Raw genomic sequence first — 20,723 nt, forward strand, 5'->3', positions numbered from 1 at the left:
GCCGATCACTCTAGGTCGGCGGCCCGGACCGGTCGGCGCGACAGCGCGCTCGGCCACCACGTGCGTCGGTCCAGGTCGTGCACCAGGGCGGGGACGAGGAGGCTGCGCACGACGAGGGTGTCGAGGAGCACCCCGAACGCCACGATGAACGCGATCTGAGCGAGGAAGAGCAGCGGGATCACGCCCAGCGCCGCGAACGTCGTCGCGAGAACCACACCCGCCGACGTGATGACGCCGCCCGTGACGGTGAGCGCCCGGACGACCCCGACGCCGGTACCGACCCGGACCGCCTCCTCTCGGACGCGCGTCATGAGGAAGATCGAGTAGTCCACGCCGAGCGCGACGAGGAAGACGAACGCGTACAGCGGAACCACGGGATCGGCACCCGGGAAGCCGAGCACGTGGTTGAAGACGAGCGCCGCGACGCCGAGCGAGGCCGCGAACGACAGGACGTTGGCGACGAGCAGCAGCGCGGCCGCGACGACCGAACGCAGCAGCAGCATGAGTATCAGGCCGATGACCAGCAGGACGACGGGCACGATCGTCTTCAGGTCGCGCTCGCCGGAGATCTGTGTGTCGAGCGTCTCGGCCGCTGCGCCGCCCACCACGGCCGTCTCGCTCGCGGCGTGGACGGCCGGGCGCAGGTCCTCGACCACGGCCACGGCAGCCTGCGAGTCGGAGGATGCCTCGGTCGTCACGTCGAGCCGCACCCGCCCGTCGACGACGATCGGCGGTGCGTCGGAGGCTGGCGCGCCGCTGGGGGCACCCGTGTAGGAGGCGACCGACGAAACCCCGTCGACTGCCTGTGCGGCGGACGTCACTGCCGCGACGTCGGCCTCGTCGGCGATCACGATCACCGGCTGCACGGCACCGGCCGGGAAGTGCTCGACGAGCACCTCCTCGCCCGCCACGGCGTCGACGTTCGTGAGGAACACGTCGACCTGGCTCGTGCCGGACGCCTTGAACGTCGGCAGGAACGCGGCGCCGACGCTCAGGGCGAGTGCTGTGATGATCCAGACCGGCCGAGCATGACGGCCGACGAACCGGGCGAGCCGCGACCAGCGACCGTGGCCCTCCGCCGGATCCGGCTCGGCCACCGGGTCGAGGTGGGCGTGGTCGACCTCGTGCTCGACGGGGGCGTGGGGGTGCGGAGCGCGGGGCCAGAACAGGAAGCGTGAGCGACGACCGCCGATGAGCAGGATGGCGGGCAGCAGGGTCAGCGCCCCGAGCAGTGCAGACGCGATCCCGATCGCTGCGACCGGGCCGAGCGAACGGACGGAGCCCAGGTCCGAGAGCAGCAGGCAGAGCACGCCCGCGATGACCGTTCCGGCGCTCGCGGCGATGGGCTCGACGCAGGCGCGCAGTGCACGCCGCATCGCTGTGGCGGGATGCTCGACGCGGCCGAGCTCCTCCCGGTAGCGCGCCACGAGCAGCAGGGCGTAGTCCACCGACGCGCCGACGACGAGGATCGAGAGGATCCCCTGCGCCTGCCCGTTGAGCACGAGGGTGCCGTTCTTGGCCAGGTTGTAGACCACGAGGCCGGCCAGCGACAGCGCGAACACGGCGGTGAAGATGACGACGAACGGCAGGAACGGCGAACGGTAGACCAGGACGAGGATGAGCAGCACGGCACCGAGCGCGACCAGGAGCAGCACGCCGTCGATACCACCGAACGCGGTGACCAGGTCCGCGACGAAGCCCGCAGGACCCGTCACCCATGCCTGGACGCCGAGATCGCCCGCGGATGTCGCCGTGGCGCCCAGCGAGTCGTCGAGGGAGGCCCGCAGCGCGAGCACGAACGAGTCGGTGACTCCCTCGTCGTCGGCCAGCAGGGTCTCGGCCTTGTCGGCGTCCAGCGAGAACGCGACCAGGAGCGCCTGGCCGTCCTGGGACGGGACGACGGCCGGCGTGCCGACGAGGTAGTCCGACCAGGCGCCCTCGTCGCCGACGGGGAGCGGCTGGTCGGGAATGCCGGCTGCCCACTCCTGAACAGCCGACAGTTGCTCGGGCGACACGTCACTGCCGTCTGCGGGCTGAACGACCACCAGCGCAGGTAGGGTCGGCGTGTCGACGAAGGCCTTGCTCTCCTCGGCGGCCCGGGTGGACTCGGCCGACGAGGGCAGGAACGCCGCAGCGTCGTTCGTCTGAACCTGCGAGAGCTTGCCCTGGGCCACCCCGCCCGCGGAGCCGATACCCAGCCAGACGACCAGCGCGACGCCGACGAGCACAGAGCGGACGACGGCGGGACGGCGAATACTCAGCATGCTGAGTATGATCGGTGTGAATCCTCCGGGCGGCAAATGGAGGTGCGGCGTGGAACCAGAGTTCGATCCCGCCTCCAGCAACCCCGCGCACTGGCCCGCCGGACGCCTGCTCTCCGCCGCGGCGCGCCGGGTCGAGCGCGACTGGAACGCCCACCTCGCCACCTGGGACCTCAACCACGCGAGCCTGCCCGTGCTCGTCCACCTGTCCCGGGGTCCCCTGTCGCAGCGCCAGCTGGCCGCCGCGTGCGGGGTCACCGAGCAGACCACCAGCCGGGTGGTCGCGCGCATGGAGCGCTCCGGGTACGTGACACGGACGCCGCACGCGAACGACCGCCGCCGGCTCGTCCTGTCGATCACGGACCCTGGCCGCGCTGCCCTGGCCGTGGCGTCCGACCGAGCCCCGGCCGAGGCCATGGTGGTCCGCGGGCTGACGGCCGACGAGGTCGCGGAGCTGCGGCGCCTGCTGACGCTCGTCGCACGCCCGGCGCCCGAGCCGGGATCGACGGCGGAGCAGGGGCAGCCCGGGTTAGCCTGACCAGCATGCGGTTCGACGAGCTCGACCTCGGCACGCGCCTGCTCCCCTACGAGCCGACGTGGCAGCTGCAGCGCGAGATCCACGCGGCGGTCGCCGACGGGACGGGCGACGACGTCGTCCTGCTGTGCGAGCACGAGGACGTCTACACGGCGGGCAAGCGCACCGCGAAGGCCGACCGACCCGTCGACGGCACCCCGGTGGTCGACGTCGACCGCGGTGGTCGGATCACCTGGCACGGACCCGGTCAGCTCGTCGGCTACCCGATCGTCCGGCTGGCCGCTCCCATCGACGTCGTCCGCTACGTGCGCGCGCTCGAGGAGGCGCTGATCCGCACGTGCGCGGACCTCGGCCTGACCGCGATCCGCGTCGAGGGCCGCAGCGGCGTGTGGTTCGCCGCCACCCCCGCCCAGCGCGAGCGCAAGGTCGCCGCGATCGGTGTCCGCGTGTCGCGCAACGTCACCATGCACGGCTTCGCGCTCAACTGCGAGCCGGACCTGTCCGCGTACGACCGCATCGTGCCGTGCGGCATCGCGGACGCCGACGTGACGTCGTTGTCCGCGGAGGCCGGTCGCCGGGTGTCGATCGCCGAGGTGACGCCCCTGGTCCGCGGGCACCTGGACGAGACGCTCGCACCCCTGCTGGACTCGGTCCCCGCACTGTGACGTCGCCCTCTCCCGGCCGCCGTCTCGCCGCTCGCGGGTTAGTCTGACCGGCGTGACGATCGCAGCCGATGGCCGACGCATGCTCCGCATCGAGGCGCGCAACGCCGCGACCCCCATCGAGCGCAAGCCCGAGTGGATCCGCACCCGCGCGACGATGGGGCCCGAGTACACCGAGCTCAAGGGCCTGGTGAAGCGCGAGGGCCTGAACACCGTCTGCGAAGAGGCCGGCTGTCCCAACATCTTCGAGTGCTGGGAGGACCGCGAGGCCACGTTCCTCATCGGCGGCGACCAGTGCACCCGGCGCTGCGACTTCTGCCAGATCGACACGGGCAAGCCGGCCGACTTCGACGCCGACGAGCCGCGCCGCGTGGCCGCCTCCGTGCAGGCGATGGGCCTGAAGTACTCGACGGTCACGGGTGTCGCCCGCGACGACCTGCCCGACGGCGGCGCCTGGCTCTACGCCGAGACGGTGCGCCAGATCCACGCGGTGAACCCCGGCACGGGTGTCGAGCTGCTCATCCCCGACTTCAACGCGACGCCCGAGCTTCTCGACGAGGTCTTCTCCTCGGAGCCCGAGGTGCTCGCGCACAACCTCGAGACCGTCCCGCGGATCTTCAAGACGATCCGCCCGGGCTTCCGCTACGACCGCTCGCTCTCCGTCATCACGCGGGCGCACGAGGCCGGCCTGGTCACCAAGTCGAACCTGATCCTCGGCATGGGCGAGACAACCGACGAGGTCGTCGAGGCGCTCGGCCAGCTGCGCGAGGCCGGCTGCGATCTCATCACGATCACGCAGTACCTGCGCCCGTCGGTGCGCCACCACCCCGTGGACCGTTGGGTCCGCCCGGAGGAGTTCGTCGAGCTGTCCGCCGAGGCCGAGCGGCTCGGGTTCCTCGGCGTGATGTCCGGCCCGCTCGTCCGCTCGTCGTACCGCGCCGGGCGCCTGTGGGGCCAGGCGATGCGTCGCTACGGCCGGCCGATCCCCGAGGCTCTGGCCCACCTCGGCGAGCCGACCACCTCCCGCCAGGAGGCGGCGAGCCTGCTCGCTCGCTGACGTCCGGAGCATCGTGTCGCGTCGGTAGACTTTCGACCCATGGCCCGCGACGACACCTCCACAGCTCCCGCCAAGAAGCAGCGCTGGTACCACCAGCTGTGGCAGGTCTTCCAGATGACGCGGAAGACCGACCCGGCGATCACCTGGATCCTCCTGGCGATCCTGGTGGGAGTCATCGCGATCGGCGTCGGCGTCGGCTTCGCGACCGGTCACCCGTTCTTCTGGCTGTTCCTCAGCATCCCCTTCGCGGCGCTCGTCGCCATGTTCGTCCTGTCGCGACGGGTCGAGAAAGCCGCCTTCGCGCAGATCGAGGGCCAGACCGGCGCCACCCTGTCCGCCCTGCGCAGCATCCGTCGGGGCTGGACGTTCCCCGAAGAGCCCGCCGCGTTCGACCCGAAGACCCGCGACCTCGTGTTCCGGGGCGTCGGCAGGCCGGGTGTGGTGCTCGTCGGCGAGGGCCCCGCGCCCCGGATCAACAAGCTCCTCGAGGCCGAGCGCAAGCGCACCGCCCGCGTCGTCGGCGGGGCGCCGATCATCGTGATGCAGATGGGGGACGGCGAAGGTCAGATCCCGCTGCGCAAGCTCCCCCGGGCCGTCCAGCGTGTGCGCGGCGGCAAGCTGACCAAGCCCGAGATCGCCGAGGTCAACAAGCGGCTGACCGCCCTGGGCGGCGCCAAGCTGCCGATGCCCAAGGGCGTCGACCCGAACCGCGCCCGCCCCGACCGCAAGGGCATGCGCGGCCGCTGACGGTCGCCTCGACCGGCTGACGGACGCCAGTCAGCGCCGGACGATCGCCGTTCCCGCCACGCGGTCGTGCAGCCCGCGCCCGTCGGCATCCCAGATGACCGCCGGGATCACCAGGCACAGCAGCAGCGTGCGGACCACGGCGCTGAGGAAGCCGGGGGCCGCGGTCTCCCAGACCGGGTCGGCATTCTCCCCCGTCGTCGTCGGGAAGACTCGGCGCACCCGCAGGCCGAACAGCCGATGGCCGAGCGTGTTCCCGATCGACCCGACGAGGAGCACATTCTCGAGCGCGAAGACGCCGAGCGTCGCCAGCGAGCTCCCGCGAGTGAGGTAGAACCCGTCGGACGTCACGGGGAAGAACGCCGCCGAGATGGCCAGGCACGCGAACCAGTCCACCAGGAGTGCGCCGACGCGACGTCCGAGGCGCGCGAGCGACCCGGGGCCCGCCTCGCTCAGCCCGAGCCGGTGCCCGCGAGCGTCGGCGGGGTCCCGTCCGGCAGGTTCGCCTTCGAGCCACGAGCTGACGTCACGCCGATCTGCCACCAGTGCAGGGTACGGGCCTTTACCACGTACGGAAGCACGGAGCGAGACGGCAACGAGTCCGAAACATCCTGAGTACTCGGCGTTCGTAGGTTGTGCCCACTCGCTCCGTTGAAGACACCGGAGTGCCGAGTCGTGCCTGAGGGGTATCAATGAGCGGAAACGCCGTGCGTCGCGAGGCGATCTGGAACGTCGAGGGCTACGTTCCGCCTGCCATCAGCTTCAACCAGGACGAGGCGCCCGGAGAGATCTTCGGCGCGAACGTCTTCAGCAAGACCGTGATGCAGAAGCGCCTGCCCAAGACGGTGTACAAGTCCGTCATGGCCACGATCGAGCACGGCGCGATGCTCGACCCCGCCGTCGCCGACGCCGTCGCCTCCGCCATGAAGGACTGGGCCCTCGAGAAGGGCGCCACCCACTACGCGCACGTCTTCTACCCGCTCACCGGCCTGACCGCCGAGAAGCACGACAGCTTCTTCGAGCCCGTCGGCGACGGCACCTCGCTCGCGGAGTTCGCCGGCAAGACCCTCGTCCAGGGCGAGCCGGACGCGTCGAGCTTCCCCAACGGCGGTCTGCGCAACACGTTCGAGGCCCGCGGCTACACCGGCTGGGACGTGACGAGCCCCGCCTACATCCTGGAGAACCCGAACGGCAACACGCTCTGCATCCCGACGGTCTTCGTGTCGATGACCGGTGAGGCCCTCGACCACAAGACGCCACTGCTGCGGTCCCAGCAGGCCATGGGCGAGCACGCCTCGCGCATCCTCGCGCTCTTCGGACACGACAACCAGAAGGTCGTCGCGTTCTGCGGCCCGGAGCAGGAGTACTTCCTGGTCGACCGGCACTTCTTCCTGGCGCGTCCGGACCTGCTCAACGCCGGCCGCACCCTGTTCGGCACGAAGCCGCCCAAGGGCCAGGAGTTCGACGACCACTACTTCGGGGCCATCCCGGACCGCGTGCTCGGCTTCATGATGGACACCGAGCGCGAGCTGTTCAAGCTCGGCATCCCGGCCAAGACCCGGCACAACGAGGTCGCGCCCGGGCAGTTCGAGATCGCGCCGATGTTCGAGCGCGGCAACATCGCCGCGGACCACCAGCAGCTGCTCATGACGACGTTCAAGACGATCGCCAAGAAGCACGGCATGGAGTGCCTGTTCCACGAGAAGCCGTTCGCGGGCGTCAACGGCTCCGGCAAGCACGTGAACTTCTCGCTCGGCAACAGCGAGCTCGGCTCCCTGCTGGTCCCCGGCGACACCCCGCACGAGAACGCCCAGTTCCTGGTCTTCTGCGCCGCGGTCATCCGCGCGGTGCACAAGTACGCAGGCCTCCTGCGCGCGTCGGTCGCGTCGGCGACGAACGACCACCGCCTCGGCGCCAACGAGGCTCCCCCGGCGATCATCTCGATCTTCCTCGGCGACCAGCTCGCCGACGTGTTCGAGCAGATCGCCAAGGGCGCGGCGACGTCGTCCAAGGGCAAGGGCGTCATGCACATCGGCGTCGACACGCTGCCCGTGCTGCCCACCGACCCGGGCGACCGCAACCGCACCAGCCCGTTCGCCTTCACGGGCAACCGCTTCGAGTTCCGCGCGCCGGGCTCGATGCAGACGGTCGCGGGCCCGATGACGACGATCAACACGATCATGGCCGACTCGCTCGACTACTGCGCCACGGAGCTGGAGGCCGCGATCTCCGCCGGCACCGACTTCGACACCGCGGTGCAGACGCTGCTCACCGACATCATCACGGACCACGGCAACGTCGTCTTCAACGGGGACGGCTACTCCTCCGAGTGGCCCATCGAGGCGGAGCAGCGCGGCCTGGCCAACCTGAAGACCACTCTGGACGCCCTGCCCGAGCTCATCACGGAGTCCGCGATGGAGCTGTTCGAGCGGTTCGGCGTCTTCAACCACCGGGAGATGCACAGCCGCTACGAGATCGGGCTGGAGCAGTACGCGCTCACGATCGGGGTCGAGGCCCGGCTCGCGCTCGAGATCGGGACGACCGCGATCCTGCCGGCCGCGGTGAAGCACCAGACCGACACCGCGCTGAACGTCGGCGCGCTGAAGGCCGCCGGTGTGGAGCCGGACCTCGCCCCGCTCGAGGAGATCAGCGCCCCGGTCGCCGCGCTGCGCGCCGGCCTGAGCGCGCTGCGTGCCGCACTCAAGGCCGACGTCGGCCACTCGGCGCTGGCGGAGGCGCAGCACGCGCGCGACGCCCTCCTGCCGGCGATGCTCGACGTCCGGACCGCCGCGGACTCCCTCGAGGAGATCGTCGCCGACGAGCTGTGGCCGCTGCCCACGTACCAGGAGATGCTCTTCATCCTCTGATGCGCGGTGCGCCGCTCGGCCGGGAAATGCCATGGCCGAGCGGCGCGCACACTCCTCGGACGCGCGTGCCGTGCCCCCGAGGGCCGGGCATAGGGTCAGGCCCAGGTAACACGGGACCGACTTCCGTAACGTCGTCGAAACATTCGATACACGACGGAGAAACGGGCCGCTCGTAACCTGCGTGTGCCCGACCCTTATCCCGACCGAGGAGCAGCGGATGTTCAGCAAGCCGGAGGAAGTCCTGGCGTTCATCAAGAGCGAGGACGTCAAGTTCGTCGACGTCCGGTTCTGTGATCTGCCCGGCACGATGCAGCACTTCAACGTCCCCGCGCCCTCGCTGGACGCCTCGTTCTTCACCGAGGGCCAGATGTTCGACGGATCGTCGATCCGCGGCTTCCAGGCGATCCACGAGTCCGACATGAAGCTCATCCCCGATGTCACGTCCGCATACATCGACCCCTTCCGGGTCGAGAAGACGCTGAATATCAACATGCACATCGTCGACCCGTACACCGACGAGCCCTACAGCCGCGACCCGCGTCAGGTCGCGGCCAAGGCCGAGGCGTACCTGGCGTCGACCGGCATCGCCGACACCGCGTTCTTCGCGCCCGAGGCGGAGTTCTACATCTTCGACGACGTGCGCTTCAAGACGGCGCAGAACGAGTCGTTCTACAAGATCGACTCCTTCGAGGCGGCCTGGAACTCCGGCCGCGAGGAGGAGGGTGGCAACCTCGGCCACAAGATCCCCTACAAGGGTGGCTACTTCCCCGTCCCGCCGGTGGACGGCTTCGCCGACATCCGCGACCAGATCAGCCTCCAGCTGGACGCCCTGGGCCTCGGCGTCGAGCGTGCCCACCACGAGGTCGGCACCGCCGGTCAGCAGGAGATCAACTACCGCTTCGACAAGCTGGCGATCTCCGGCGACAAGGTCATGCTCTTCAAGTACGTCGTGAAGAACGTGGCCCACAACAACGGCAAGTCGGCCACGTTCATGCCGAAGCCGCTGTTCGGCGACAACGGTTCGGGCATGCACGTGCACCAGTCGCTCTGGAAGAACGGCGAGCCGCTGTTCTTCGACGAGCTGGGCTACGGCGGCCTGTCGGACCTCGCCCGCTGGTACATCGGCGGCCTGCTCAAGCACGCGCCGTCGCTGCTCGCGTTCACGAACCCGACGGTGAACTCCTACCACCGCCTGGTCCCCGGCTTCGAGGCGCCCGTCAACCTGGTCTACTCGGCCCGCAACCGCTCCGCGTGCATCCGCATCCCGGTCACCGGTTCCAACCCGAAGGCCAAGCGCATCGAGTTCCGCGTGCCGGACCCGTCGTCCAACCCGTACCTGGCGTTCGCCGCCATGCTCATGGCCGGCATCGACGGCATCCAGAACCGCATCGAGCCGCCCGAGCCGGTGGACAAGGACCTGTACGAGCTGCCCCCCGAGGAGCACGCCCTCATCCAGCAGGTCCCGGGCTCGCTCGGCGAGGTGCTCGACTCCCTCGAGGCCGACCACGACTTCCTCACGGCGGGCAACGTCTTCACACCCGACCTGATCTCGACGTGGATCGACTACAAGCGCAACGCCGAGGTGGACCCGATCCGCCTGCGCCCGCACCCGCACGAGTTCGAGCTCTACTACGACGTCTGACAGTCACCGCTCGCGGCTGCTCCCGTGAGCGTCTGACCTGCAGCAACGGCACCCCCGTCGCCCTCGTGGCAGCGGGGGTTCCGTACGTTTGCACGAAGTCGGTGCGGCTATTTCGTCCCGCGGCGACCCCGCGCGGCCGCTGAGTGCCCATCGACGCGCGTGCCGGCCGAATTCGGCCCTAGGGCCCTCACCTCCGCGAGGCGCCGCGGGGTGGGCTCGTCGAGTCGCGAACGACAAGGTGCGTGGACCGCTCGACGCGCTTGGTGGTCAGTACCTGCCCGCGAGCCAGGCGCACCAATGTTGAGACGGCGGTACGGCCGATGTCGGCGATGGGCTGATGCACGGTCGTCAGTGGTGGGGCACTGGTCTGCGCGAGGAGCGTGTCATCGAAGCCGACAACACTGAGGTCGTCTAGCACGGCGAGACCGAGGCGTCGTGCGGCCTCCAGGACTCCCGTGGCGGAGGCGTCTGCCCGCGAAGATGGCGGTCGGCCGCCCGCGGCCCTTGAGAAGCTCCGTGGCGGCGATAAGGCCGTGCTCGGAGGTGAACGAGCCGCGCGGGATGACTGCGACGTCGGCCTCGAGGCCTGCCTCGGCCATTGCTGCGGCCCAGCCGTGGGCGCGGACGATGTCGCACCGGGCACCGGGCGGCCCGCCGACGTAGCGGATCCGCTTGTGGCCCAGCTCGATCAGGTGCTGGGTCGCGGAGTACGCGCCTGCCCAGTTGGTTGCGCCGATGCTCGGGGTCGCGGTCCGCGGCACGTCGTCGGGTCGACGAGCACCATGGGCAGACCCGCGCCCGTCAAGGCTCGTTCACGCCTGGCCGGGTAGGCGCTGGTCACCTCGATCACCCCCGCCCGGCCCGCGCGTGCGAGGCCTTGGGCCCACTCGACCGGGTTCTGGGACACGGCGTCGTGCAGCTCTACGTGTCCGACCCCGTCGCCCAGATCACTCGGCCGGTCCAGGCCCTCATCGGATACGCCCGTGTGTCGCTCGAGTCGGGCGAGCGGCGCACCGTGCAGTTCGAGGTCCACGCCGACCGAACCGTTTTCACCGGCATCGACCTGCAGCGGATCGTCGAACCCGGGGAGATCGTGCTCAGCGTCGGCCGCTCGAGCGAGGACGTGTCGCTGACCCGTTCGATTCGCCTGGTGGGCCCGGCCCGTGTCGTCGAACGGCCCGTCCTGACCACACCGATCGTGGTCTCGGCCGGCCGCTCGGTCGATTCGTGAGACGTACCTGACGGGCTCCAGAAGGGCGACGTCCACGACCTCAACGAGTCCACCGACGGCATCCCGGTCGAAGCCGGCAAGACGTGGGCCCGTCGTGGGACGTGGGAGGTACTGCCAGTACGTGTGACGACAGGGACTCCCTGATCCGGTCGATCGCGAGTTGCATGGATGCAGCGGCGCTCGGACCGGGACCACCTGGGCCGGAGCCGTGACCGGCCCGCAGTACGACAACTGAGGAGCGAGCATGACCACCACACCCGAACCCACCGGCGCGCAGCGGCTCGTCGGCGACATCGCCCCCAAGCTCGCCGAGCTCACCGACGACGTCCTGTTCGGCGACGTCTGGGCACGCCCCGAGCTCGCGCGGCGCGACCGGTCCCTCGTCACGGTCGCCGCCCTCGTCACCAACGGCTCGACCGAGCAGCTCGTCAGTCACCTCCGGATCGGGAAGGCCAACGGCCTGACCGAGACCGAGCTCGTCGAGGCGATCGTGCACCTGGCGTTCTACGCCGGCTGGCCGCGCGCCATGTCCGCGATCGCCGTCGCGAAGAAGGTCTTCGCCGACGACAGGGACGACGCATGAGCACCTGGAGCCACACCGAGCTGTCCGCGATCGGCGATGCCGACGAGCTGCGGGTCACCTCCTACCGCAGCGACGGGACGCTGCGACCCTTCGTGACGATCTGGGGCGTGCGCGCCGGCGACGACATCTACGTGCGGTCCGCCCACGGACCCGGCAACGGGTGGTTCAGCCGTGCTCGGACCGTCGGTACCGGACGGATCCGTGCCGGCGGCATCGAGACGGACGTCACGTTCGACGCCGAGATCACCGACACCCCCACCAGTATCGACGCGGCCTACCACGCCAAGTACGACCGGTACGGGCCGGGGCCCGTCGGAGCCGTCACCGGGCCCGCGGCGGTCGACGTCACCCTGCGCGTCCGACCCCGCCGGTAGACATCGACCCGGCTCGGGCTCATCTCCGACGCGGCCACGACCGCTCGACGCGCGACGGCTCGTCTCCCGTCGAGCAGCCGCCCGGCCCGCCGCGCGACCCCATTATTAGGAGCTCCTGACGACATCGACCGAGACCTCCACTGCCGGTTCCGCTCCCCTGTTCTCGAGCCAGTGGACGGTGTTCCGGTCCTCGGGCCAGCCGGCGCCCGGCCCGTAGTCGGTCGCCACCCCGTCTCGATGGTCCGTGATCGTCCCCCGCAGCACGTAGACGGTCCCCGGACGACCCTGGTGATCGTGGACGGGGCCGAACACGCCTCCCGGTTCGATGGTCACGCGTCGCGTCCGGAGCTGGAGCCCTTGCAGACCCTCGATCTCCGGTCCGAGGTCGATGGTGCCCAGGACCTCGACCGTGACGCCTCGCGATTCCGGAGGCACCTGTTCGTCAGCCATCGAGCGAGCATGGCAGCGCGCCGGACGCGACGACACCCCGGCCGCGGTCGGCGGCCGGGAGCTAGTCGTTCGCCGCCGGCGCCCCCGGATCCCCGGATCCGAATCGACCGTCGATCGCACGTGGCTGCGAGTGTCTCGTCGACGGGCCGGCACTCGGCGCCTTCGTGGACAACGGCCTCGCGTACGTCGACGCCTCGTCCAGCAGCAGCCCGGTTCGCCGCGCGACCTGCGCCCACGCCTCGACGGATACCCCTGGGTGGTCCTCGCGGGATATGGCGCCCAGAGCCGCCGAGGTCTGTTCGAGGGTCTCGAGCACGATCCGCCGGGCGCGCTGCTCGCGCAACCCCCAGCCGGCCGCCTCGGTGACGAGCTCGCCGGCGGTGACGGCTGCGATGCGGTCTGAGCCGTCGATGTCCATGGCGAGCTGGTGCGAGGACGCGGTCGTGTGCTCGTGCATCGAGACGTCGTACGCCGGAGCCAGGTCGACCCGGACCCCGTCGGCCCGGCGGATGAACGCGTGGTTCTTCGCGTGGGCGTCGGTGTTGCCCACCACGACGGTGAACGTCATCAGCCGCAGCAGCGCATCGGCCGGCCGCCCCGCCGCGATGAGCACCTGGGACGCGTGACGGTAGGAGGGCATCGGCTTGCCGCGCTGGAACTTGCGGGTGTCGTCCGAGGTGTTCAGGCCGAGCGCCTGCGCAAGATCTTCCTGGTGGATCCGCCTGACGTCGTCGTCGGCGCGGACGTCACGGTCGTAGCGCGACACGACGATGGCACGCATCCCGTCGAACGACTCGATCCAGCTGTCCACGGTCGTCAGGCCGACGCGGTGCGCCAGGTCGGACGCAGCCGACTCGGTGTCGATCAGGTCGTGCGTCCGCGAGCCCTCCGGGCGCGACAGCTTCAGGATGTGCGTCGAGGCCGCGCCATCGCGCACCCGGGCCCAGCCATCGGCCGTCCTGGCGAGTGCGACCTTGGGCTCCATGCCGGCCAGGGACGTCAAGGAGTCGGGACGGCCGTCGCGGACCCCGTGGCGTTCCGCCTTCTCCAGCATCGCGGCGATCTGAGCCGAGCCGACAGGTTCGAGGCGCCCGGTCGTCGCGGGGTCGGGAGCGCCCGGATCGACGAACACCAGCGCGCCGGCGGTGTCCTTGCCGTACACGGCCAGCATCCCGAGCGTGTCCAAGGGGTCGATGCGGTGCTCCTCGGCCATCGCCCCACGGGCGCGACCCTCGGGAAGCAGACCGTCGAGCCACACCCGCACCCGCGCCGGCTGGCTGCCCTCGTCGGTGCCCAGCGGCAGGAGGTGGGAAACGACGCGCGAGCCGCGACCCCAGCGCTCGAGGGCGTCCTTCGACCACTCGACGTCGACGCCCCGCTCGCTCGGCCTGACGGTCGCGGCGCGGATGCCGTAGAGCCAGACGTCGAGCTCGCGACTCATGGCCGCTCCTCCGCCCGCAGCACGATGCCCAGCTCACGCAGGAGCGCGAACAGCCGGTCGGTGTAGAGGCTCGGCTTGCCTTGCTCGATCTCGTTGACGTACTGCCGCGAGATCCCCAGCTCCTCGGCCAGCTCACCCTGGGTCAGCCCTCGACGCACGCGGCTGTCGCGCAGGAAGTCGCCGAGGTCCGTCGGCTGCGTGACCCATGCCCACGCGCGGACCTCCGAGTCGTCCATGGCTGCGCTCCTCACCGTGCCGGGTAGTCGTCTTATCCTGACAACGGTACGGCAGTCGGCTTATCCTGACAACGGTTCCGGTGTCACCATATCCTGGCATGAGGCGCACCGCGGTGGAACTCGCCCCGGCTCGGCGGCCGGCGAGCCGGTCGACCTCGTCTACCTGCAGGACCTGTCGTCGGCCGCCGTGCCCGCCATCGACGCCCTGCACGAACCTGCGGCGGGTATCACGGCAGCGCGAGCGGCTCCGCGACCGGCTCCTCGTGCGGCGGGCGGGCCAGCAGGGTCACCACGCCCAGGATGAGCAGCGCGACGACAGCGACCGTGAGCACGGCCTTTCCGGTGAGGTTGTCGGCCAGCACAAGGACGAGGATCGCGAGGCCGATCACCACGACGCGGATGAGCGTCCGCTGCTGGTAGAGCCAGACCCCGAACGCTCCGGTGCCCACACCGTGCTGGTCGCCCAGCCCGCGCGCCCAGGCGACCCCCTTGCCGGACGTCTCGCGCACGGACCGAGCGGCCGTCGTGCCGCCGGCCAGGAAGGCGATGATCGCCACGAGCAGGCCGAGCACGAGGAAGACCCGCAGCTCGATGCGCAGCAGGGAGATGAACTGGTCGTAGAGCGTCACCGCGACGTCGGGCCGTTGGACCGCGGGCGGCAGCGAGTTGGTGTAGAACCAGCGGCCGATCGCGAGCCCGACCGCGAGCACAGCCATCCCCGCCGCGAGCGACAGTCCGGCGATCACCAGCGCCCGGGAGCGGCGCTGTGCCGCGAGGACACCGCCGGCGAGCAGGAGGAGCGAGAGCCACGGCAGGACGGCGCCCGCGACGTCGATCAGACGGTAGGCGTTCTGCAGGCGGACCAGGTCGGAGCTGGAGGCGACCGGGAACGTCACGGTGATCGTGGGGATACGGCCGGCGAGCGTGAAGCCGGCGTCGACGAGCTGCTGCTTGACCTGCTCGATGACCGGCGTGATGTCGATGACCAGCTCGCCGCTGCTGCTGATCTGTGCGAGCGCGTCCGGGTCACCACGCAGGGTCGCCACGATCTGCTCGTGGGCCGTGCGGTTGGCCTGCTTCCACGTCGCGGCGAAGGCGTCGGAGGTGACCACCCTGGCCACCTGCTTGTGCACGAACCCGGTGATCGCATCCTGCAGCGGTCCCTGCAGCGACGCGAGACCCGTCGACACGAGGGGCGGGAGGTTGAGCGACGACAGCGCGTCGGTCGCCTGCGTCGTGAGCTGGTCGAGGTTCAGCGCGTCGACCACGGCCGTGGTGACCCGGTTGGTGACGGCCGCCTGCACGCCGGGGTCGTCGACGATCGGCCCGACGGTGGCGACGTAGTCGTCGGTGTCGACCACGAGGTCGCGGGCCCACTTGCCCACCACCGCGACGGGGGCGAGCAGGGCGCCGATCAGGATGAGGACGATGGCCAGCGTGGTGCGGCCGGGCTTGCGCTTGCGGCCGACCCCGGGCTCGCTGACCGTGGCGACGCGCAGGGCGGCATTCTCGGCCTCGAGCGCCTTGAGCCGCGCCATCAGCTCCGCCGGGTCCTCCTCGGTGTCGCCCGGGACGGTCTCTGTCGGCACGGCCACCACGATCGGCACGGTGTCGTTGAGGGTGTCCGTCTCCTCGGCGACGTCGGCGACGTCCGCGACCTCGCTGACGAGGATCGGTTCGGTGTCGTGGACGGCAGGCTCTTCCGCGACAACCTCGCTCGCGACGGGCTCGACCAGGTCGGGGCCGTCCACCCCGGGCTCGACGGCATCCGGCTCTGCGGTCTCGTCGGCCGAGATCTCGTCGGCGATGCTCGGCGACGGTTCTCCGACGACGGGCTCGGCGACCGGCGGCGCCCCCACGACGGCCTCGTCGAGGACCGGCTCCTCGACCACCGGCTCCTCGGTCGCCTCGTCCGGGACGACCGGTGGCTTTGCGGGCCTGCGGGGCGTCCGACCTGCGGCGGACGTGCTCCGCGGCTTGCGAGGCGTCGGCGTGTTCTCGACCACGGGCCCTCCAGGCACAAGGTTGAACTGCTCGTCAGGACGTTCACGGTGTCGAGTCGAGCATGGCAGTTCCGCTGGTCAGAGCGCGAGGCCACGGCGCCGGTCAGCCGTAGAAGACCCGCTCGACCACCGTCCGGGCCCGCCGGGCCGTCCGCAGATAGTCCTGCTCGAGCTCGCCGCCCGACCCCGCGGGATAGCCGACGACCCGCGCGAGACCCGCCAGCGCCTGGCGATCGTGCGGCAGCAGGTCGGCGTGGGCGCCGCCGCGGCCGGTCCACAGCACGTTCGCGTCGCGGAGCCGGGACGCCAGCTGCCACGCCTCGGCGAGCACCCGGGCGTCGTCGGCGTCCAGGAGCGCCGCCGACGCCGCAGCCGCCAGCGCCTCGAGCGTGCCCGTGGTCCGCAGGCCCGGCACCTCGTGCGCGTGCTGGAGCTGGAGCAGCTGCGCCGTCCACTCGACGTCGGAGATCCCGCCACGCCCGAGCTTGAGGTGCCGGGCGGGCTCGACGCCGCGCGGGAGCCGCTCGGACTCGACGCGCGCCTTGATCCGGCGGATCTCCCGCTCGACGGTCGCGTCGACGCCACCCACCGGGTACCGCAACGGCGCGACCAGCTCGACGAAACGCGCCCCCAGCCCCGGATCGCCGGCCACGGGCCGCGCCCGCAGCAGCGCCTGGCTCTCCCACGGAGACGACCACCGGTCGTAGTACTCGGCGTAGGAGCCGAACGAGCGCACCATCGGCCCGTTGCGACCCTCGGGGCGCAGGTCGGCGTCGACCTCCAAGGTCGGCTCCGGCCCGACGGAGCCCAGCAGGGTGCGCAGGGTCGTCGTGACCGACAGGGCGAACTCCTGCGCCAGGACGTGGTCGGCGCCTGGCACCGGGTCGTGCACGAACAGCACGTCGGCGTCCGAGGAGTAGCCCATCTCGTGGCCGCCCCAGCGACCCATGGCCACCACGAGCATCTGCGTCGGGTTCTCGTCGAGCGACCGCTGCCGACGCGCCTCCCACTCCGCCACCCGCAGCGCCCCGACGAGCACGATGTCCGCCGCGACGCTCAGGCTGTGCGACGCGGCGGTCCCGGTGACCGTGCCGGTGACGTCCGCCGCCGCGGTCCGTGCGAGCTCGCGGCGGCGCAGGCCGCGCAGCGCCGTGACGGCCTTCACGGGCTCGTCGGAACGCGTCAGGATCGCGTCGGCCTCCGCCGTCAGCCGCTCGAACGTGCGCGGTTCCAGGTCGGCGTCGTCGGCGAGCCACGTCACCGACTCGGGCGACCGGGTCAGCGCATCGGCCACGTAGCGGCTGGTCGAGAGCACCCGCGCCAGGCGTCGCGCGGCCGTGCCGGAGTCACGGAGCAGCTTGAGGTACCAGTGCGTCGCACCCAGCTCGTCGGACAGCCGACGGAACGCCAGGAGCCCGCCGTCCGGGTCGGCGCCATCGGCGAACCAGCCGAGCATGACCGGCAGGAGCTGGCGCTGGATCGCCGCGCGCCGCGACAGACCCTCGGTGAGCGCCGCGATGTGTCGCATGGCGCCCGTCGGGTCGAGGTAGCCGATCGCCGACAGCCGGGCGCGGGCCTCGTCGGGAGACAGGCTCGCCTCCTCCGTGGACAGCTGCGCGGTCGCCGGCAGGAGCGGGCGGTAGAAGAGCTCCTCGTGCAGCCGTCGGACGTCACGCTTGGCGGCCCGCCACCGCTCGACCAGCCCGTCGGCGCCCTCCGCACGCATGCCGACGGACCGCGCGAGCCGGCGCAGGTCTTTCTCCGCCGTGGGCATGAGATGCGTGCGGCGCAGGCGGTGCAGCTGGATGCGGTGCTCGAGCGCCCGCATCAGCCGGTAGCAGACGGCGAGCTGTGCGGCGTGCGACCGGCCGACGTACCCACCCGCGGCCAGGGCGGCGAGCGCGGTCAGCGTGCTGGGGCTGCGGATGGACTCGTCGGCCCGTCCGTGCACCAGCTGGAGGAGCTGCACGGTGAACTCGACGTCCCGCAGGCCCCCGACGCCGAGCTTGATCTGCCGGTCCGCCTCAGCGGCCGGGACGTAGCTCTCGACCCGGCGCCGCATGGCTTGGGAGTCCTCGACGAAGTGCTCGCGGGTGACCGCTCCCCAGACGAACGGCTGCGTCATCTCGACGTACTCCTGGCCCAGCGCGCGGTCGCCGGCGAGCGGGCGCGCCTTGAGCAGCGCCTGGAACTCCCACGTCTTGGCCCAGCGCTCGTAGTAGGCCTTGTGGCTCGCGATCGTGCGCACCAGCGGACCGTTCTTGCCCTCGGGCCGCAGCGCGGCGTCGACCGGCCACAGCCCCGGCTCGACCGACGGCGTCGAGCAGGCCCGCGCCAGACCCGCAGCGAGGCGCGCCCCGGTGGCCAGGGCCTCGGCCTCGTCGACACCGTCCGCCGGCTCGGCGACGTAGATGACGTCGACGTCGCTGACGTAGTTGAGCTCGCGACCACCGCACTTGCCCATGCCGATGACCGCGAGCCGGACCCCGAGACCGTGGTCGGGCAGGTCGGCTCGCGCGATCGCGAGCGACGCCTCCAGTGCCGCCGCGGCGAGATCCGCCAGCGCGGCGGCGACGCCTGGCAGGCGGCTGAGGGGGTCGTTGCTGACCAGGTCGGTGGCCGCTATCCGCAGGAGCCGGAAACGGTACGCCTTGCGCATCGCGTCGATGCCGGCCGCCCCCCCGAGCTCGGCGACCGGCACGTCTGCGTCGGGATCCGCGCCCACCGCCGCCAGCAGCTCGGCCCGGACCGCCTCGACCGCGACGCCCGTGCCCGGGGTGTCGTCCCGGAGGATCTCCAGCGCCTCGGGGTGCGCGACGAGCGTGTCGCCGAGAGCGATCGACGCGCCGACCACCGCGAGCAGCCGCGCCCGCGCGCCGCCGTCCTCCTGCAGGATCGCCCGCAGCACGCCGGGGTCGTCGGCGACGGCACCGGCCAGCTTGGCCAGGGCCAGCAGGGCCTGGTCGGGATCCGCGGCGTCGGTCAGCGACCCGACGAGCAGCTCTGCGGGATCGTCGACGACGGCCAGCAGCGCGGCGTCGGCGAGCATCCGCTCCGCGCGCGCGGCGTCCGAGACCCCCGCGCGCGTGAGCCGCCCGGCGAGCGTCGAGCCGCGGCCGGAGGACGAGACCGTCACAGGACCGGCAGGAACCGCCGCAGCTCGTACGGGGTGACCTGCGCGGCGTAGGCGTCCCACTCCTGGCGCTTGTTGCGCAGGAAGTAGTCGAAGACGTGCTCACCCAGCGTCTCGGCGACGAGCTCGGACTTCTCCATGATCGAGATCGCGGCGTCCAGCGACGTGGGCAGCGGCTCGATGCCCAGCGCCCGACGCTCGGCGTCGGTGAGCTCCCAGACGTCGTCCTCGGCGCCCTCGGGCAGCTCGTAGCCCTCCTCGATGCCCTTGAGGCCCGCGTTGAGCAGCACGGCGAACGCGAGGTACGGGTTGGTGGCCGAGTCGACCGCGCGGTACTCGATGCGGCTCGAGTTGCCCTTGCCGGGCTTGTACATGGGCACGCGCACCAGGGCGGAGCGGTTGTTGTGGCCCCAGCAGACATAGCTCGGCGCCTCGGCTCCGCCCCACAGCCGCTTGTAGGAGTTCACGAACTGGTTGGTCACCGCGGTGATCTCTGCGGCGTGCCTCAGCAGACCGGCGATGAACGACCTGGCCGTCTTGGACAGCTCGAGGTGGCCGCCCGCCTCGTGGAACGCGTTGGCGTCGCCCTGGAACAGGGACAGGTGCGTGTGCATGCCCGAGCCGGGCTGGTCGGCCAACGGCTTGGGCATGAAGGAGGCGAAGACGCCCTGCTCGAGCGCGACCTCCTTGACCACCGTGCGGAAGGTCATGATGTTGTCGGCCGTCGTCAGTGCGTCGGCGTAGCGCAGGTCGATCTCGTTCTGACCCGGTCCGGCCTCGTGGTGCGAGAACTCCACCGAGATGCCCATCGACTCGAGCATCGTGATGGCCGCGCGTCGGAAGTCGTGCGCGGTGCCGCGCGGGACGTGGTCGAAGTACCCGCCCTGGTCGACCGGCACCAGCGGCTGGGTGGGGTCGGCGGGGGCGTCGAAGAGGTAGAACTCGACCTCGGGGTGGGTGTAGAAGGTGAACCCCTGGTCGGCGGCCCGCGACAGCGCCCGCTTGAGCACGTTGCGCGAGTCGGCCAGCGACGGCTCCCCGTTGGGCGTCAGCAGGTCGCAGAACATCCGCGCGGTCCCGTGCCGCTCGCCGCGCCAGGGCAGGACCTGGAACGTCGACGGGTCGGGCCGCGCGATCATGTCGGCCTCGTACACGCGCGTCAGGCCCTCGATCGCGCTCCCGTCGAACCCGATCCCCTCGGAGAACGCGGCCTCGAGCTCCGCCGGGGCCACCGCCACCGACTTGAGGATCCCGAGCACGTCGGTGAACCAGAGGCGGATGAAGCGGATGTCCCGCTCCTCGACTGTGCGGAGCACGAACTCCTGCTGCCTGTCCATGCGGTACATCCTGCCTGATGAACGACGCTTCCGAGCGTCAGTGTCCGGGGCGGGTCTGCGCGCGCGACGACGGGCGCCCGTGCCGACGCCTCGACACCCTCGCCAAGGTGTCGACCGAGGGTGTATTTGTGCCATAGCGACGTATTTGCACCTGATGTCACACCTCC

General features: G+C 71.1%; 17 protein-coding genes and 1 pseudogene. 9 read left to right on the plus strand and 9 right to left on the minus strand.

Features of this window, described 5'->3' with window-relative positions; translation table 11 throughout:
• Positions 1-5: 5 nt before the first annotated feature.
• Positions 6-2,264, minus strand: a complete 2,259-nt coding sequence (locus ACPPVS_RS10855; RefSeq protein ID WP_426592281.1) for an MMPL family transporter — start codon at positions 2,262-2,264, stop codon at positions 6-8.
• Positions 2,265-2,313: 49 nt separating this feature from the next.
• On the opposite strand from ACPPVS_RS10855, the gene ACPPVS_RS10860 reads away from it, so the two are divergent.
• The 4 genes from ACPPVS_RS10860 to ACPPVS_RS10875 are packed head-to-tail and all read left to right on the plus strand — an operon-like array spanning position 2,314 to position 5,262.
• Positions 2,314-2,799: a MarR family winged helix-turn-helix transcriptional regulator gene (locus ACPPVS_RS10860; protein ID WP_426592282.1), complete on the plus strand. Its 486-nt coding sequence runs from the start codon at positions 2,314-2,316 to the stop codon at positions 2,797-2,799.
• Positions 2,800-2,804: 5 nt separating this feature from the next.
• Positions 2,805-3,461, plus strand: a complete 657-nt coding sequence (gene lipB, locus ACPPVS_RS10865; protein WP_426592283.1) for a lipoyl(octanoyl) transferase LipB — start codon at positions 2,805-2,807, stop codon at positions 3,459-3,461.
• Positions 3,462-3,513: 52 nt separating this feature from the next.
• Positions 3,514-4,515, plus strand: a complete 1,002-nt coding sequence (gene lipA / locus ACPPVS_RS10870) for a lipoyl synthase (RefSeq protein ID WP_426592284.1) — start codon at positions 3,514-3,516, stop codon at positions 4,513-4,515.
• A gap of 39 nt (positions 4,516-4,554) precedes the next feature.
• The gene (locus tag ACPPVS_RS10875; protein WP_426592285.1) at positions 4,555-5,262 is read left to right on the plus strand and encodes a DUF4191 domain-containing protein; all 708 of its coding nucleotides are present in this window, start codon (positions 4,555-4,557) and stop codon (positions 5,260-5,262) included.
• A 30-nt stretch (positions 5,263-5,292) separates the two neighbouring features.
• Here ACPPVS_RS10875 and ACPPVS_RS10880 read toward each other — a convergent pair whose 3' ends face one another.
• Positions 5,293-5,802 (minus strand): RDD family protein, encoded by a 510-nt coding sequence (locus tag ACPPVS_RS10880; protein WP_426592286.1) that lies wholly within the window; start codon positions 5,800-5,802, stop codon positions 5,293-5,295.
• 149 nt (positions 5,803-5,951) lie between these two features.
• Here ACPPVS_RS10880 and ACPPVS_RS10885 point away from each other — a divergent pair, with 149 nt between their 5' ends.
• Both ACPPVS_RS10885 and glnA (ACPPVS_RS10890) read left to right on the plus strand, forming a co-directional pair.
• Positions 5,952-8,126 carry a glutamine synthetase III gene (locus ACPPVS_RS10885; protein ID WP_426592287.1) on the plus strand — a complete coding sequence of 725 codons (2,175 nt, stop codon included), beginning with the start codon at positions 5,952-5,954 and terminating at the stop codon, positions 8,124-8,126.
• Between the two features lie 217 nt (positions 8,127-8,343).
• Positions 8,344-9,768 carry a type I glutamate--ammonia ligase gene (gene glnA / locus ACPPVS_RS10890; RefSeq protein WP_426592288.1) on the plus strand — a complete coding sequence of 475 codons (1,425 nt, stop codon included), beginning with the start codon at positions 8,344-8,346 and terminating at the stop codon, positions 9,766-9,768.
• A 187-nt stretch (positions 9,769-9,955) separates the two neighbouring features.
• Here glnA (ACPPVS_RS10890) and ACPPVS_RS10895 read toward each other — a convergent pair.
• Positions 9,956-10,529: pseudogene (locus ACPPVS_RS10895) on the minus strand (substrate-binding domain-containing protein).
• A gap of 152 nt (positions 10,530-10,681) precedes the next feature.
• Between ACPPVS_RS10895 and ACPPVS_RS10900 the strand changes: the two are divergent.
• From ACPPVS_RS10900 to ACPPVS_RS10910, 3 genes are all read left to right on the plus strand, one after another.
• Positions 10,682-10,999, plus strand: coding sequence for a fibronectin type III-like domain-contianing protein (locus ACPPVS_RS10900; protein ID WP_426592289.1), 318 nt, complete (start codon positions 10,682-10,684; stop codon positions 10,997-10,999).
• Positions 11,000-11,243: 244 nt separating this feature from the next.
• The gene (locus ACPPVS_RS10905; protein WP_426592290.1) at positions 11,244-11,582 is read left to right on the plus strand and encodes a carboxymuconolactone decarboxylase family protein; all 339 of its coding nucleotides are present in this window, start codon (positions 11,244-11,246) and stop codon (positions 11,580-11,582) included.
• Positions 11,579-11,956 carry a DUF2255 family protein gene (locus tag ACPPVS_RS10910; protein ID WP_426592291.1) on the plus strand — a complete coding sequence of 126 codons (378 nt, stop codon included), beginning with the start codon at positions 11,579-11,581 and terminating at the stop codon, positions 11,954-11,956. Before ACPPVS_RS10905 ends, ACPPVS_RS10910 begins: the two co-directional genes overlap by 4 nt.
• Positions 11,957-12,061: 105 nt before the next feature.
• On the opposite strand, the gene ACPPVS_RS10915 is transcribed toward ACPPVS_RS10910, so the two are convergent.
• The 6 genes from ACPPVS_RS10915 to glnA (ACPPVS_RS10940) form a co-directional block, all read right to left on the minus strand.
• Positions 12,062-12,406: a cupin domain-containing protein gene (locus ACPPVS_RS10915; RefSeq protein ID WP_426592292.1), complete on the minus strand. Its 345-nt coding sequence runs from the start codon at positions 12,404-12,406 to the stop codon at positions 12,062-12,064.
• Positions 12,407-12,467: 61 nt separating this feature from the next.
• Entirely contained in the window at positions 12,468-13,847 is a 1,380-nt protein-coding gene (locus ACPPVS_RS10920) for a type II toxin-antitoxin system HipA family toxin (RefSeq protein ID WP_426592293.1), read from the minus strand.
• The gene (locus tag ACPPVS_RS10925; RefSeq protein WP_426592294.1) at positions 13,844-14,083 is read right to left on the minus strand and encodes a helix-turn-helix domain-containing protein; all 240 of its coding nucleotides are present in this window, start codon (positions 14,081-14,083) and stop codon (positions 13,844-13,846) included. Before ACPPVS_RS10925 ends, ACPPVS_RS10920 begins: the two co-directional genes overlap by 4 nt.
• Positions 14,084-14,310: 227 nt before the next feature.
• Entirely contained in the window at positions 14,311-16,089 is a 1,779-nt protein-coding gene (locus ACPPVS_RS10930) for a hypothetical protein (protein WP_426592295.1), read from the minus strand.
• Between the two features lie 100 nt (positions 16,090-16,189).
• The gene (locus tag ACPPVS_RS10935; protein WP_426592296.1) at positions 16,190-19,222 is read right to left on the minus strand and encodes a bifunctional [glutamine synthetase] adenylyltransferase/[glutamine synthetase]-adenylyl-L-tyrosine phosphorylase; all 3,033 of its coding nucleotides are present in this window, start codon (positions 19,220-19,222) and stop codon (positions 16,190-16,192) included.
• Positions 19,219-20,556: a type I glutamate--ammonia ligase gene (gene glnA / locus ACPPVS_RS10940; RefSeq protein ID WP_426592297.1), complete on the minus strand. Its 1,338-nt coding sequence runs from the start codon at positions 20,554-20,556 to the stop codon at positions 19,219-19,221. The genes ACPPVS_RS10935 and glnA (ACPPVS_RS10940) overlap by 4 nt, the downstream gene beginning before the upstream one ends.
• Between the last annotated feature and the right edge of the window lie 167 nt (positions 20,557-20,723).

Source organism: Cellulomonas sp. McL0617, assembly GCF_049994875.1.
Lineage (GTDB): Bacteria > Actinomycetota > Actinomycetes > Actinomycetales > Cellulomonadaceae > Cellulomonas.